The sequence below is a fragment of the Janthinobacterium rivuli genome (genome assembly GCF_029690045.1).
In the GTDB taxonomy this organism is placed as follows: domain Bacteria; phylum Pseudomonadota; class Gammaproteobacteria; order Burkholderiales; family Burkholderiaceae_D; genus Janthinobacterium; species Janthinobacterium rivuli.
This window is the reverse complement of the sequence record NZ_CP121464.1, coordinates 2,406,818-2,420,141: the sequence shown is the minus strand read 5'-3', so window position 1 is coordinate 2,420,141 and position 13,324 is coordinate 2,406,818. Positions and strand designations below refer to the sequence as shown.

Here is a 13,324-nt window from a genome sequence, read left to right as displayed (position 1 = left end):
CGCGCCTCTGGCCGCGCCGGTACATGCATATCTGTAGTGATTCTTTGCGTGCCAAAACGGCGGCGCACCGGGCGCCGCCTTGCTGCCATGCGGAGGCTTACGCCGCCAGCTTGTCGATCAGGCCCATCTCGCTGCTCGACATCAGCTTGTCGATGTCGACCAGGATCAGCATGCGCTCGTCGATGGTGCCCAGGCCGATCATGTAGTCGGTCGAGAAGGCGGTGCCCATTTCCGGCGCCGGTTTCACCTGCTCCGGCGTCAGGGTGGTGACGTCGGAAACGCTGTCGACCACCATGCCGACGATGCGCCCGCCGATGTTCAGGATGATCACCACCGTGAACTGGTCGTACACGGGCGTGCCCAGGTTGAACTTGATGCGCATGTCGACCACGGGAATGATGATGCCGCGCAGGTTGATCACGCCCTTGATGAATTCAGGCGCGTTGGCGATGCGGGTGACCGCTTCGTAACCACGGATCTCCTGGACCTTCAGGATATCGATGCCGTACTCTTCGGAGCCCAGGGTGAAGGCCAGGAATTCACGGCCGGCGATGTCCTTGCCGTCGCCCGCATTGCTTCCGGATGTTTGTTGAGTATCTGACATGGTGCGTTTTCCTATCTTTATCTATCGGTATTACGAAAAAATGGACTCGTCGGCCAGCTGGCGAGAGGAACGGATCAGGGCGGCGACATCGAGAATCAGCGACACGCCGCCATCGCCCAGGATGGTGGCGCCGGAAATGCCCACCACCTTGCGGTAATTCGATTCGAGGTTTTTCACCACGACTTGCTGCTGTCCCACCAGGTCGTCGACAAACAGGGCCGCCTTGCGCCCTTCCGTCTCGAGGATCACGCAGATGCCTTCCGAAGGGCTGGTAAAGCGCGGCGCGATGTCGAACATCTGGTACAGCGGGATCAATGGCAGGTATTCGCCGCGCACTTTCACCACCTGCCCCTTGCCACTGATGTCCTTGATATCCTCAACGGCTGGCTGCAGCGATTCGATGACAAAGCCCAGCGGTAAAATATACACTTCGTCGCCGACCCGGATCGACATGCCGTCCAGGATGGCCAGGGTCAGCGGCAGCGAGATCGAAATCGTCGTGCCGAAACCCTTGGCCGAACGGATGTCGACGACGCCGCCCATGGCGCTGATATTGCGCTTGACGACATCCATGCCCACGCCGCGGCCCGACACGTCGGTGACGGCTTCGGCGGTGGAAAAACCGGGCGCGAAAATCAGCTGCCACACGTCGGCGTCGCTCATCGTCTCGGACACGTCCAGGCCCTGCTGCGCGGCCTTGGCCAGGATGCGCTCGCGGTTCAACCCAGCGCCGTCATCGGATACTTCGATGATGATGTTGCCACCCTGGTGGCTGGCCGAGAGGAACAAGCGGCCAGCCTCGGTCTTGCCGGCGGCCACGCGGGCGGCCGGCATTTCCACGCCATGGTCGATACTGTTGCGCACCAGGTGCGTGAGCGGATCGACGATGCGCTCGATGAGGCCCTTGTCCAGTTCCGTGGCGGCGCCATTCGTGATGAAATCGACCTTCTTGCCCAGTTTCGTCGCCAGGTCGCGCACCATGCGCGGGAAGCGCGAAAAGACGAAATCCATCGGCATCATGCGGATCGACATCACCGCTTCCTGCAAGTCGCGCGTGTTGCGCGTCAGGTGGCTGACGCTGTCGAGCAGTTTTTCATGCAGCATCGGATCGAGCGCGCTGGCGCGCTGCTCGATCATCGCCTGCGTGATCACCAGTTCGCCCACCAGGTTGATCAGCTGGTCGACTTTCTCGATCGAGACGCGGATCGACGACGATTCGGCGCCGGCCTTGTCGCCTTCTTTCTTGGCCGGTTTCTTTTCCTGCTCCGCTTCGGCCACGGCGCTGGCCACGACCGGCGCGGCGGCGGCGCTGGCGTTGCCCGCCCTGGCCGCGTCGGCGCGTATCTGTTCGAGCGGCTGGAAGAAACCGTAGCCCTGTTCGGCGTCGCTCTGCACGCCGGCGGCGGCGCGGATATCCTCGAGCGGCTGGAAGAAGCCATAGCCGGGATCGGCCGCGCCAGGCGCGCCTGGCAGCGGGTCGAAGAAACCGTAACCTTGCGCCTTTTCCTGCGCCGCGCGGGCCGCTTCGGCTTCGCCTGGCGCCAGTGGCGGCGCCTGCGTGATCACCATGTCGTCCGGATTGAGCACGAACGAGCAGATGGCCAGGATATCGTCCAGGCTTTCATGCGTCGTCACTTCCAGCACCTTGCGCGCGTCGGGCAAGCTGGACACGGCGACGTCGCCCAGCAAGCCCAGTTCGGCCGCCAGCGCATCGACTTCGCGCCCTTCCATCTGCGGCAGTTCCAGGCGGATGCGATGGCCGCCGGCATGGCTGACGGCGGCCTTTTCCGCCGTATGGAAGGCCGGCGCGACGGGCGTGAGCGCGGCCACGGGCACGTCCTGCGAGAACGACTGCAGCATCATGCGCACATTGGCCACGGCATCCTGGTCGACGGCGCTGCCCAGGCGATGGCCATCGAGCTGCATCTTGAGGATATCCTTGGCCGCCAAAAAGGCGTCGACGTGTTCCGCCGTCAGGGCCATCTGGCCCTGGCGGATGCGGTCGAGCAGCGACTCGAGGATGTGCGTCACCTCGCTCATGTCGGACAGGCCGAACGTCGATGCGCCGCCCTTGATCGAATGGGCGGTGCGGAAAATGGCATTCAGGTCTTCGGCGTCGGGCGCCGCAATATCAACGGCCAGCAGCAGCCGTTCTTTTTCAGCCAGCAGTTCTTCGGCCTCATCGAAAAAGACCTGAAAAAACTGGCTAATATCGATGGTCATAGGGTGACTCCGTCAATTGCATCGTTGTGCTGCGCGGCTGGCATCAGCCGATCACCTTCTTGACCACTTCGATCAGGCGTTGCGGATCGAATGGCTTGACCAGCCAGCCATTGGCGCCGGCGGCACGTCCCTTCGATTTCATCTCGTCCGACGACTCCGTCGTCAGCATCAGGATGGGCACTTTCTGGTAGGTCGGCAGTTCGCGCAGCAGCTTGATCAGCTCCAGGCCATCCATGCGCGGCATGTTCTGGTCCGTCAAGACCAGGTCCACGGTTTGCAGCTTGGCTTTTTCCAGTCCGTCCTGGCCGTCGACGGCCTCCACCACCTGGTAACCGGCGGCTTTCAGGCTGAACGCCACCATCTGGCGCAATGAGCTGGAATCGTCCACTGCAAGTATCGTTTTGGCCATCTTTGCTCCCACTTATTCCGGGCATCCTGCCCGAGTATTTGATTAATCAATCCATGCAACCACAAGCGTTCAGCACTGGCATGCTAGAACAGCTCGATGTCGCCACTTTCCAAATGCTGTTGACTGACAGCCTTGCGCAGCACGCTGCGCAACTCCAGGCTTTGAATCGCCAGCGCCATGCTGACCCGCCCCAGCAAGGCGACAATTTCTTCATTGTCGCTCTCCGGCAACATCTCCGCGCCATGCTCGCCCAGGGTCCCGAGGAACTCGCGCAAGCCCGTCACGCGCTTCAAGGTGCGCTCGATCAGCTGGCTGGTCATGTCCTGGAACTGCAGGCTGGTGATGGCGGCATTCACGTAGCCCCCCACCTCATCCTGCAACGCCAGCAGTTTTTCGCGCTGCTGCTCGGCCGGAATACCGCCGTCGAGCAGCAGCGCGATGGTGTCTTGCTGCGCAGCGACGGCTGCATGTATCGCCATGAAATTGAAGGACAGCTTCTCGATCGCCTCTTCCAGCAAGATGCCGGTCTGCACCAGGTCGGTTTCCACCTCCGTCAAGTGCTTGCGGCCATGGTCCGACACGCCAGACAGCAGGCGCTTTACATGCGAGCCAAGTATTTTCTTTCTTGTCATAAAGGTCTCATTGTTTCAATACATCACGCGTCGACAGCCTTGCGTGTTATTTTTTCGCCGCTACCGGGCTGGGGGCTGGCGCCGCCGCGGGCGGCGCGCCGGCCGCCAGCCCTGAAGCGACAGCGGCGGAAGCGGCATCGGTCACCGGCAGCTCGATCGCCGAGCCATCGCGCAGGACATTTTCTTCCGTGCGCTTGTTCATGACGATGATGCTGATGCGCCGGTTGATCGGATTGAAGGGATCGAGCTTGTCCAGGTGGGCGGCCGAGCCCAGTCCCACCACGCGCAATACTTTCTCTTCCTTCATGCCGCCAATCACCAGTTCGCGCCGCGACGCATTCGCGCGGTCGGCCGACAATTCCCAGTTGCTGTAGCCGGCATCGCTCATGTAGGGCGTCGAATCCGTATGCCCGGACAGGCCGATGCGGTTCGGCACTTCATTGAGCACGGAGCCGATGGCGTGCAGGATTTCCTTGGTGTACGGTTGCAGGTTCGCATTGGCCAGCGCAAACATCGGACGGTTCTGCTCGTCGACGATCTGGATGCGCAAGCCTTCGCTGGTGATATCGAGCAGCAACTGGTTCTTGTATTTTTTCAGCAGGGGATTGGCGTCGATGGTCGCTTCGATGCGCGCCTTGAGCGCCTGCAGGCGCTTGCCTTCCTCGCGTTCGAGCGCGGCCTTGGCGGAATTGAGGTCGAACGATTTGCGCTGCTGCTCTTCCTGCGCCTTGCGCACTTGCCCATCCTGGCGCGACAGGTCCTGGCCGCCGCCTTGGATCACGGAATTGCTCTCGCCGCTGCCGGAACCGCCCGCCATCGCCACTTTCAGCGGTGTCTTGAAGAATTCGGAAATGCCGTTCAAGTCGCCCTTCGAGGTGGAGCCCAGCAGCCACATCAGCAGGAAGAAGGCCATCATGGCCGTGACAAAGTCGGCGTAGGCGATTTTCCACGCCCCGCCATGGTGTCCGCCAGCCGTCTTCTTGATACGCTTGACGATAATCGGGCGCATGCCTTCATCGGCCATGGCATCCCCCTTCCGTGTGCTGCAAATGACTCATGGTGTCCAGGCGTATATTCACTGCTTACTTCGTTTTCGATTTCTTGATGTGGTCTTCCAGCTCATTGAACGTCGGACGCTCGGTCGAGAACAGCACCTTGCGGCCGAACTCCACGGCAAGCGCCGGCGCATAGCCGTTCAGGCTGGCCAGCAGGGTCACTTTCACGCACTGGAACATCTTGCTCGACTCTTCCAGCTTCTGTTCGAGCAGGCTGGCCAGCGGGCCGACGAAGCCATACGCCAGCAAGATGCCGAGGAAGGTGCCGACCAGCGCGTGCGCGATCAGCATGCCCAGCTCGGCCGGCGGGATGCCCACCGATTCCATCGTGTGCACCACGCCCATGACGGCGGCGACGATACCGAACGCGGGCAAGCCATCGCCCACCTTGGCGATCACGTGGGCCGGCACGGCGCCTTCGTGATGGTGCGTCTCGATTTCGTTGTCCATCAGGTTTTCGATCTGGAACGCATCCATATTGCCCGATACCATCAGGCGCAGGTAATCGGTCATGAATTCGACGATGTGGTGGTCGGCCAGCACGGCCGGGTACTTGGAAAACAGCGGGCTTTCCTCGGGCTTGTCGATATCGCCTTCGATCGACATCAAGCCTTCCTTGCGCACCTTGCTGAGCACTTCGAACAACAGCGACATCAGTTCCATGTACAGCTCTTTGGTATAGCGCGAACCCTTGAACAAGCTGGGCAAGGCGGCGATCGTCGCCTTGATGGCCTTGTTATTGTTACCAACAAGGAAGGCGCCCAGGGCGGCGCCGCCGATCATCAGCAACTCCAGCGGCTGGAACAGCGCCGCCAGATGGCCGCCGGCCATTGCGAAGCCGCCAAAGACCGAGGCGCAGACGATGATGTATCCGATTATGACTAACAAGTGCCCTGACTCCCAATAATGGCCGGGGCTGTACGCCCGGCATGTTCAAACCTGTTCTGTCTTCTGGCGGCTGCGCCGCCGGCAAAGACAGCGGCAAAAAAAGCAACCGGAAGTTAATTGAAATGTGCTGCTTTTCAATGCAATTCCGAGAAAATGCCGTGTGGAACTACAATAACGTGAGATTGCCCCACGGGCAAGCAAATAACGCAGACAATTGCTTAAAAGCACCATATGTAAAGTAAAGGGCCACCCTCTGTGGCGGCGATGGTCTTATCGGGCGCGCGTGCCGCGATCTGGAATTCGTAACTAAGAAGCATGCTACCGGGCAACATTTCCTTTTCCGCCTTGCGCCACAGGGCCGCCATCGCCGCTGGCGACAGGTAGGCAAAGACGGCATCGTAGCGGCCGAAGTCGAGCGCCTCGTAGTCACCGCGCAGGAAGCGCGCGCGGCTGCCCGCCAGCCATGCGCGCAAGCGGCTTGCCAGCCACGGCAGCGGCGCCAGCTCGATACCGGAAAACTGCCCATCGGGCCGGCGCCGCGCCAGGTCCAGCACCAGGCCGCCGAGGCCGCTGCCGATATCGATCAGGCGCACGCCGGGACGGTCCGCGATCAGCCCGGCCACCGCCTGCCACACCTTCGGCCCCGACGGGTAAAACGGCACTTGCGTGCGGAACGTCGACCAGTACAAGCTCAGCAGGAAAACAAAGGCCGCCAGGAACACGGCCGGCGGCAGCTCGAGCAGGCTGGCGGCCAGCAAGGCGGGCGCGAACAGCAGGCCGATGGCGCACCACCAGCGCGCCAGTCCCGCGCGCCACGTGATGAGCGCCGCCAGCACGCCCTGCACCAGCGCCACGGCCGGCAGCGACATGGCCACGCCGGCGCGCGCCAGACCATATACCAATAGCAACATCAAGGGAAAGGCCAGCACCTGGATCAGGATGGCCTTGAGCGCGGGCGCGCGCAGGATTTGCTGCAGCATGGGCAAGTTAAAGGAGGAAAACGCCAGTGTAAGCGAAAGCGCCATGAAAAAACCGGAGTCCGGTCTGGCGACCGCTCCGGTTTTCACTGAGGCTATTATTGGGACAGTAATTCGGGCAATATCAGGCGGCGACACTCGGTGGCGCGACAGCGGCCGCTTCATCGCGCGCCTTCTTGGTCTTGCCGGCACGCGAAGGCATGTGGCACAGGCCGCACACATAATCGGCGTTCAGGTCGAGACAGTTGACAACAAACTTGCCGCCGCACTTGCCGCAAGGGGCCATGTCCAGCATCTTGCTGCTGAAAAAGCGCACCAGGGTCCAGGCCCGCGTCAGCGACAGCAGCGGCTCTTCGCCCGCGTCGGGCGGCATCTGTTCCAGATACAGTTTATACGCCTTCATCACGGCTTCGATGCCCGTGGCGCCGGCGTGGTCGACGAGGAATTTGTGGATGTTGATGAACAGCGAGGAATGGATATTCGGTTGCCAGGTGATGAACCAGTCGGTGGAAAAAGGCAGCATGCCCTTGGGCGGCGAGACGCCCTTCAATTCCTTGTACAGATTGAGCAGGCGTTCGCGCGACAGCGAGACTTCGGTCTCCAGCAGTTGCAAACGGGCGCCCAGCTGTATCAGTTCGATGGCCAGCTGGATTTCCTGCGCTTCCGATACGACACTTTTTTTGGCCATGCTGTGTACTCCGCGACTGACTGATACTAACTAACTGATACTGACTGAAGATTGCTGAATCAAGCGATTTCTTCGACGCCCTGGCCTGCCATCAGGATAGCTGCGTGCGATTGCGCCAGCGAGCGGTCTTTATTGTAGTTCGTCAACATGCCCAGGATGGCGCTGTCGTCGAAGCGGAAGCGGGCCAGCATCATGTTGCCGCCAGCGAGCTTCAGGATCTGCGCATTGCTCATGCCTTCGATCAGTTCGGCGATTTCGGCGGCAATGCCCAAACGGAAGATGGCCGTTACCTTGTCCGCACGAATCATTTGCTGGGCCAGCATCAGGTAGCTCAGGTTAGCGTCGCGAATCTCAGCCATCATATCGTTAGCAGTCATTTCCATCTCCTCAATCCGTTGAATTCAGCTGGCGTTGTGTGTTGCCAGTGAGATACATTCTGCAGGAGCAACATTAAATGCAACAGAGGCGTAGCGCTGTATTTTTGGTCGGGCAATAGCGGATGGGATCGTAGGTGTTTGTCTGACAAACACTACTCGATCATGGTCGCGCGCCAGCAACGGCGCGGGTATGGAGGGTTGGCTCTGGGCCGGATTTAGCCAATTTTTGGCCTGTAAAAAATATCACTTTTTTACAACAACTTGATTGGAATCAAGCCTGTCTACCTAGATAACGGCTGTCCTGGCGGGAACTTTAGGGCTTTTTTGAAAAATATTTCAAAAACCCGCATTCTTTTTCCGTCGGTTTGACACCGTTCATGTAATCGTTGACGGCGGCGAATCGCAGAACTTTAGGGCTATTTGAAAATATTTTTAAAAATCGTGATTTTTTTCGTTGACGCCCCGCAGGCAGGTACTTTCCGCGCTTCAACCCGAGCGGAAATTCCGCTTTCCAGCGTGAATTTGCTACACTGCCTGCTTCCGCACAATACTTTAAGCTTCAAGCAATATCGTGCCACTGAGACAAGTATCAATATGAAAGCCACCATGATTTCTCGACATGACTGCAGCGCACGCGACCTCGACGATCCCCTGGCGCCCCTGCGCCAGCAATTCGACTTGCCGCAAGGCGTGATTTACCTCGACGGCAACTCCCTGGGCGCGCGGCCGAAAGCGGCCCTGGCCCGCGCCCAGCACGTCATCACGGCGGAATGGGGCACGGACCTGATCCGCAGCTGGAATACGGCCGGCTGGTTCGACCTGCCCAAGCGCCTGGGCGACCGCCTGGCCCCGCTACTGGGCGCCGGCACGGGCGAAGTGGTGATCACCGACACCACCTCCGTCAACCTGTTCAAGGCCCTGGCCGCCGCCCTGCAGATGCAGGCCAGCGATCCCGCGCATGCGGCGCGGCGCATCATCGTCAGCGAACGCAGCAACTTCCCCACCGACCTGTACATGGCGCAAGGCCTGGCCGCCTGGCTCGATCGCGGTTACCAGCTGCGCCTGGTCGACAGCCCGGAAGAACTGACGCAAGCCATAGCTGCCGATTGCGCCGTCGCCATGCTCACGCACGTCAACTACCGCAGCGGCTATCAGCATGACATGGCCGCCATCAGCAGCCATTGCCACGCGCAGGGCGCACTGGCGCTGTGGGACCTGGCCCATTCAGCCGGCGCCGTGCCGCTGGACCTGAACGGCGCCGGCGCCGACCTGGCCGTCGGCTGCACCTATAAATACCTGAACGGCGGCCCCGGCTCGCCCGCTTTCATCTGGGTGCCGGAAAAACACCAGGCGCGCTTCCGCCAGCCTTTGTCCGGCTGGTGGGGCCACGCCACGCCGTTCGCCATGGAGCCGGGCTTCGCGCCCGCCGACGGCATCGCCCGCGCCCTGTGCGGCACGCAGCCGATACTCTCGCTGGCCCTGGTCGAATGCGGCCTCGATATCTTTGCGCAAACCAGCATGGAAGCCATCCGCCGCAAGTCGCTGGCCCTGACCGATCTGTTCATCGCGCTGGTGGAGCAGCGCTGCGCCAGCCATCCGCTGGGCCTCGTCACGCCGCGCGAGCATGCGCGCCGCGGCAGCCATGTCAGCTTCACGCACCCGCACGGCTATGCCGTGATGCAGGCGCTGATCGCGCGCGGCGTGATCGGCGACTACCGCGAACCGGCCATCATGCGCTTTGGCTTCACGCCCCTGTACACGAGCTTTGCCGACGTGTGGGATGCCGTGGAAATCCTGCGCGACATCCTCGACACACTAGCCTACGACATCGCCGCCAAGCGCGATGCCGTCACCTGAAACATCCCATGAGCGACGACAAGAATATGAACAAGGAAAACACCAGCGGCTGTCCCATGCATGCGGGCGGCCAGGATACGCAGTGGCATGGCGCGCAGATGGATTTCAGTGAGTCCATGAGCTACGGCAATTACCTGGCGCTGGACCGCATTCTGACGGCCCAGCATCCGCTGTCGCCGAACCACAACGAAATGCTGTTCATCGTGCAGCACCAGACGAGCGAATTGTGGATGAAACTGATGCTGCACGAAATGCACGCCGTGCGCGCCAACCTGCAAAGCGGCGACCTGGCGCCCGCCTTTAAAATGCTGGCCCGCGTGGCGCGCATCATGGACCAGCTGGTGCACGCCTGGGACGTGCTAGCCACCATGACGCCGCCCGAATACACGGCCATCCGCCCTTACCTGGGCGCCTCGTCCGGCTTCCAGTCTTACCAGTACCGCGAGATCGAATTCATTTTGGGGAACAAGAACGCCGCCCTGCTCAACGTGCATACGACGGCGCCGGAAACCTACAAGGTGCTCGACGCCGCCCTGCGCGCGCCCTCCGTCTACGACGAGTCGATCAAGCTGCTGGCGCGCAGCGGCCTGCCCATCTCCCCCGAGCGCCTGAACGCCGACTGGGCCCTGCCGACCAGCGCCGACGCCTCCGTCAAGGCGGCGTGGCTGGAAGTCTACCGCGACCCGTCGAAACACTGGGCCCTGTACGAACTGGCCGAAAAGCTGGTCGACCTGGAAACGGCCTTCCGCTTCTGGCGCTTCCGCCACGTGACGACGGTCGAACGCATCATCGGCTTCAAGACGGGTACGGGCGGCACGGCGGGCGTGAGCTATTTGCGCAAGATGCTCGACGTGGTATTGTTCCCCGAACTGTTTGCCCTTCGCACGGAGTTATAACTTTAAGGAGCATCGATGTCGTCTCTCGTCCTGAACCTGGCCGGCCTGTGGAATTCCGGGCCGCAGCACTGGCAAACCCATTGGGAAGCGCGCCACCCGCAATGGTCGCGCGTGCCGCACCGGGAATGGCAGACGCCGGACAAGGACGAATGGGTGGCGGAGCTCGACCGCGCCATCGCCGCCTGCGAGCGCCCGCCCGTGCTGGCGGCGCACAGCCTGGCCTGCACGCTGGTGGCCCACTGGGCGGCCAGCGGCTCGCCGCACAAGATCGCCGGCGCCTTCCTCGTCGCCCCCAGCGATGTGGAAGCGCCCTCCTACCCCGCCGGTACGACGGGCTTTGCGCCGATGCCGCTGCTAGCCTTGCCGTTTCCCAGCCTGGTGGTCGCCAGCGGCGATGATCCCTACGTCAGCTTCGCGCGGGCACGCGCGTTTGCCGCCGCCTGGGGCAGCGATTTCACCATGATCGGCGACGCCGGCCATATCAACGGCGACGCCGGCTACGGCCCGTGGCCGGACGGCGAACAGCTGCTGCTGGACTTCTGCGCCGCGCACCAGCCCTGAACGGGGGCGCGCACACGATAGACGCGCGCCCATTTGCCCGCAAGTAAGAACGCAGGCAGAATCGTGGCCTTTCCATTGCGGCGCCCCGGCGCCAGCCTCACGATGAAACGTCTGCTTCTGCCCTTGCTGCTTTGCTCCGCCCTTGCCCACGGCGCGCCCTTCTACGAAGGCAAGAGCCTCGCCCATCCCGCCATCAGCGCCGCGCAGGACAGCGGGCTTGACGTCGCCTTTCTCAAGGAAAAAGAAGGCGTCAACGGCTATTACTGCGAGTGCAAGAGCAGCACCGCTAAGCCCATCCTGCTCGACCAGTTCGGCAACGCCGTCATCCGCTCCGTCTTCTACGCCTCGCTGGACAAGGATTCGAACGACAGCGTGCAAACCATGCTGGTGCTGTTCCGCCAGGACGGCAAGAACGGACTGCGCGCCTACCGCTACGACCGCAGTTCCGGCAAATACAGGCGCCTGGACGGCTTGCAGCCGGCGTTGAACCGCATCGTGGCGCAAAGCGCCGCGCCCAACGCGGGCCAGGTCAAGGCGGCGCTGGCGAAACTGGCGCCGATGGACTACAGCGTCGCGCGCGGCAAGAGCGGCAATGCGGATTTCGACGCCATCGACCATACGCAGGGCACCATCGTCGGCTACTACAGCGATGAGGGTAAACCCGTGGCGGCCGGCAGCCAGGACGCCATCATCTACAAGAAAACCTTCGGGAAAAAAGGCGAGCGTTTTCTCACCGCCAGCTACACCCTGTACAGCGATGTCGGCGCCGGCATCCTGCGCAATTACCGCCTGTGGCAAGTGACGTGGGAAACGGCGCCGAAGCAGTTCACGGGCAGCCAGGAAGGCCCTTCCGTCATCTACAGCCTGGCCTGGGACGACGGTTCGGTGGTCGAGCGGGGCCAGTACGTGAAGGGCAAGCGCCAGGGCCTGTGGGTGCGCGACGGCATGCACGAAGGCAGCGAAAAGGGCCACTTCGTCAACGGCCTGCAAGAAGGCCTGTGGTCCTTCAACTATCCCAAGCAGAGCGAGAGCGGCATGTACCGTGCCGGCAAGCGCGAAGGCCGCTGGACGGTCGTCAACTATGCCGATGCAGAGGAAGTGACGGGCTTCGACACCTACGCGGGCGGCCAGCTGAACGGCCCGCACGAACGCAGCATGGGCGGCAAGCTGCAAACGCGCGGCAACTACGTCAACGGCGCGCGCCATGGCGCGTGGATCACGGAAGACGGCGACGGCAGCTTCATCGAAGGCTTGCGCGACGGGCCGTGGAAGCTCAAGCTCAAGGACCAGGCCACGCAAAGCGTCACTTTCGTGCAAGGCAAAAAGCAGGGTGAAGCGATCGACACGGATGCGCAAGGTGCGCTGCGCCTGCGCGACCATTACCAGGCCGGCGTGCTCGAAGGCAGCCGCACGCGCTATCTGGGCCCGGCCGGCAAGGAATACGCGGTCTACACGGCCTCCTACCGCAGCGGGCAGCTCGATGGGCGCGAACAGGCGTTCGATGACAGCGGCAAGATCCTGCGTCTCGACACCTTGTGGGACATGGGCAAGAAGCAGGGCCTGGACGCGCGCTACTACCCGAACGGCAAGCCGGAACGCCTGGCCGTCATCGACCAGGGCCGCCTGCTCACGCACCTGCGCGAGTACTATGAGGATGGCCAGCTGTTCAACGACATCCACCGCTGCACCTTCAAGGAGTACGGCAGCACGCGCGACGACGTATGCGAGTACCACCACATGTACTACCCGGACGGCAAACCGCAGTATTACTACGCCTTCCAGTACGGCCAGCGCCAGGAAGGCTATTCGAACTACCCGAACGGCAAGCGCAAGGATGAACTGCTGGTCGACCGTGCCGCCGACACCTCCGTCCTCAACGTCTATTACGAAAGCGGCCAGCTCAAATGCACGGAGCCGCGCAGCGGCCACAGCACGCGCACGGTCAACGGCGAGACCACGATCAGCTACGCTTCGACCGACCGCGACGGCGACAATATCTGCTACCACCCGAACGGCAAGGTGGCCAGCATCTACACCTTCCGCAAGCGCGTGCTCGTCGAGTGCGGCAAGCGCTACGACGACACGGGCAAGCAGACGTTTCCGGGACCGGAAGGCTGCCCTCCCCCCAGGAAAGTCGACTATCCGATAGGACTATGA

At 62.0% G+C, this 13,324-nt stretch carries 13 protein-coding genes; 4 read left to right on the top strand and 9 right to left on the bottom strand.

Features of this window, described 5'->3' with window-relative positions:
• Nucleotides 1-97: 97 nt before the first annotated feature.
• The 9 genes from P9875_RS11105 to flhD all read right to left on the bottom strand — a co-directional run bounded on the left by P9875_RS11105 (nucleotide 98) and on the right by flhD (nucleotide 7,853).
• A complete protein-coding gene (locus P9875_RS11105) occupies nucleotides 98-604 on the bottom strand; it encodes a chemotaxis protein CheW (protein ID WP_034758356.1) in 507 nt (168 codons plus the stop codon).
• Nucleotides 605-634: 30 nt separating this feature from the next.
• Complete coding sequence (gene cheA, locus P9875_RS11100) at nucleotides 635-2,827, bottom strand: chemotaxis protein CheA (RefSeq protein WP_035826595.1); 2,193 nt, start codon at nucleotides 2,825-2,827, stop codon at nucleotides 635-637.
• Between the two features lie 43 nt (nucleotides 2,828-2,870).
• Complete coding sequence (locus P9875_RS11095; RefSeq protein ID WP_034758362.1) at nucleotides 2,871-3,236, bottom strand: response regulator; 366 nt, start codon at nucleotides 3,234-3,236, stop codon at nucleotides 2,871-2,873.
• Between the two features lie 83 nt (nucleotides 3,237-3,319).
• Complete coding sequence (locus P9875_RS11090) at nucleotides 3,320-3,868, bottom strand: hypothetical protein (RefSeq protein WP_034758366.1); 549 nt, start codon at nucleotides 3,866-3,868, stop codon at nucleotides 3,320-3,322.
• 46 nt (nucleotides 3,869-3,914) lie between these two features.
• On the bottom strand, nucleotides 3,915-4,892 hold the full coding sequence (gene motB / locus P9875_RS11085) for a flagellar motor protein MotB (RefSeq protein ID WP_099380614.1): 978 nt from the start codon (nucleotides 4,890-4,892) through the stop codon (nucleotides 3,915-3,917).
• A gap of 58 nt (nucleotides 4,893-4,950) precedes the next feature.
• Nucleotides 4,951-5,811 (bottom strand): flagellar motor stator protein MotA, encoded by an 861-nt coding sequence (gene motA / locus P9875_RS11080; protein ID WP_034758373.1) that lies wholly within the window; start codon nucleotides 5,809-5,811, stop codon nucleotides 4,951-4,953.
• A gap of 218 nt (nucleotides 5,812-6,029) precedes the next feature.
• Nucleotides 6,030-6,836 (bottom strand): class I SAM-dependent methyltransferase, encoded by an 807-nt coding sequence (locus P9875_RS11075; protein WP_278318399.1) that lies wholly within the window; start codon nucleotides 6,834-6,836, stop codon nucleotides 6,030-6,032.
• 76 nt (nucleotides 6,837-6,912) lie between these two features.
• Nucleotides 6,913-7,476 (bottom strand): flagellar transcriptional regulator FlhC, encoded by a 564-nt coding sequence (flhC, locus tag P9875_RS11070; protein WP_278318398.1) that lies wholly within the window; start codon nucleotides 7,474-7,476, stop codon nucleotides 6,913-6,915.
• Nucleotides 7,477-7,535: 59 nt separating this feature from the next.
• Nucleotides 7,536-7,853 carry a flagellar transcriptional regulator FlhD gene (gene flhD, locus P9875_RS11065; protein WP_034758381.1) on the bottom strand — a complete coding sequence of 106 codons (318 nt, stop codon included), beginning with the start codon at nucleotides 7,851-7,853 and terminating at the stop codon, nucleotides 7,536-7,538.
• A 606-nt stretch (nucleotides 7,854-8,459) separates the two neighbouring features.
• On the opposite strand from flhD, the gene kynU reads away from it, so the two are divergent.
• The 4 genes from kynU to P9875_RS11045 all read left to right on the top strand — a co-directional run bounded on the left by kynU (nucleotide 8,460) and on the right by P9875_RS11045 (nucleotide 13,324).
• Entirely contained in the window at nucleotides 8,460-9,710 is a 1,251-nt protein-coding gene (kynU, locus tag P9875_RS11060) for a kynureninase (protein ID WP_099402805.1), read from the top strand.
• An 8-nt stretch (nucleotides 9,711-9,718) separates the two neighbouring features.
• Nucleotides 9,719-10,606, top strand: a complete 888-nt coding sequence (gene kynA, locus P9875_RS11055; protein ID WP_099402706.1) for a tryptophan 2,3-dioxygenase — start codon at nucleotides 9,719-9,721, stop codon at nucleotides 10,604-10,606.
• Between the two features lie 15 nt (nucleotides 10,607-10,621).
• On the top strand, nucleotides 10,622-11,167 hold the full coding sequence (locus P9875_RS11050) for an RBBP9/YdeN family alpha/beta hydrolase (protein ID WP_099402705.1): 546 nt from the start codon (nucleotides 10,622-10,624) through the stop codon (nucleotides 11,165-11,167).
• Between the two features lie 102 nt (nucleotides 11,168-11,269).
• On the top strand, nucleotides 11,270-13,324 hold the full coding sequence (locus P9875_RS11045) for a hypothetical protein (RefSeq protein ID WP_278318397.1): 2,055 nt from the start codon (nucleotides 11,270-11,272) through the stop codon (nucleotides 13,322-13,324).

Bases quoted from the DNA above. Each gene is read 5' to 3' on its own strand.
- P9875_RS11090 (WP_034758366.1), bottom strand. From the start codon at position 3,868: ATGACAAGAAAGAAAATACTTGGCTCGCATGTAAAGCGCCTGCTGTCT.
- flhD (WP_034758381.1), bottom strand. From the start codon at position 7,853: ATGACTGCTAACGATATGATGGCTGAGATTCGCGACGCTAACCTGAGC.
- kynU (WP_099402805.1), top strand. From the start codon at position 8,460: ATGATTTCTCGACATGACTGCAGCGCACGCGACCTCGACGATCCCCTG.
- kynA (WP_099402706.1), top strand. From the start codon at position 9,719: ATGAGCGACGACAAGAATATGAACAAGGAAAACACCAGCGGCTGTCCC.
- P9875_RS11050 (WP_099402705.1), top strand. From the start codon at position 10,622: ATGTCGTCTCTCGTCCTGAACCTGGCCGGCCTGTGGAATTCCGGGCCG.
- motB (WP_099380614.1), bottom strand. From the start codon at position 4,892: ATGGCCGATGAAGGCATGCGCCCGATTATCGTCAAGCGTATCAAGAAG.
- P9875_RS11045 (WP_278318397.1), top strand. From the start codon at position 11,270: ATGAAACGTCTGCTTCTGCCCTTGCTGCTTTGCTCCGCCCTTGCCCAC.
- P9875_RS11075 (WP_278318399.1), bottom strand. From the start codon at position 6,836: ATGGCGCTTTCGCTTACACTGGCGTTTTCCTCCTTTAACTTGCCCATG.
- P9875_RS11095 (WP_034758362.1), bottom strand. From the start codon at position 3,236: ATGGCCAAAACGATACTTGCAGTGGACGATTCCAGCTCATTGCGCCAG.
- P9875_RS11105 (WP_034758356.1), bottom strand. From the start codon at position 604: ATGTCAGATACTCAACAAACATCCGGAAGCAATGCGGGCGACGGCAAG.
- flhC (WP_278318398.1), bottom strand. From the start codon at position 7,476: ATGGCCAAAAAAAGTGTCGTATCGGAAGCGCAGGAAATCCAGCTGGCC.
- cheA (WP_035826595.1), bottom strand. From the start codon at position 2,827: ATGACCATCGATATTAGCCAGTTTTTTCAGGTCTTTTTCGATGAGGCC.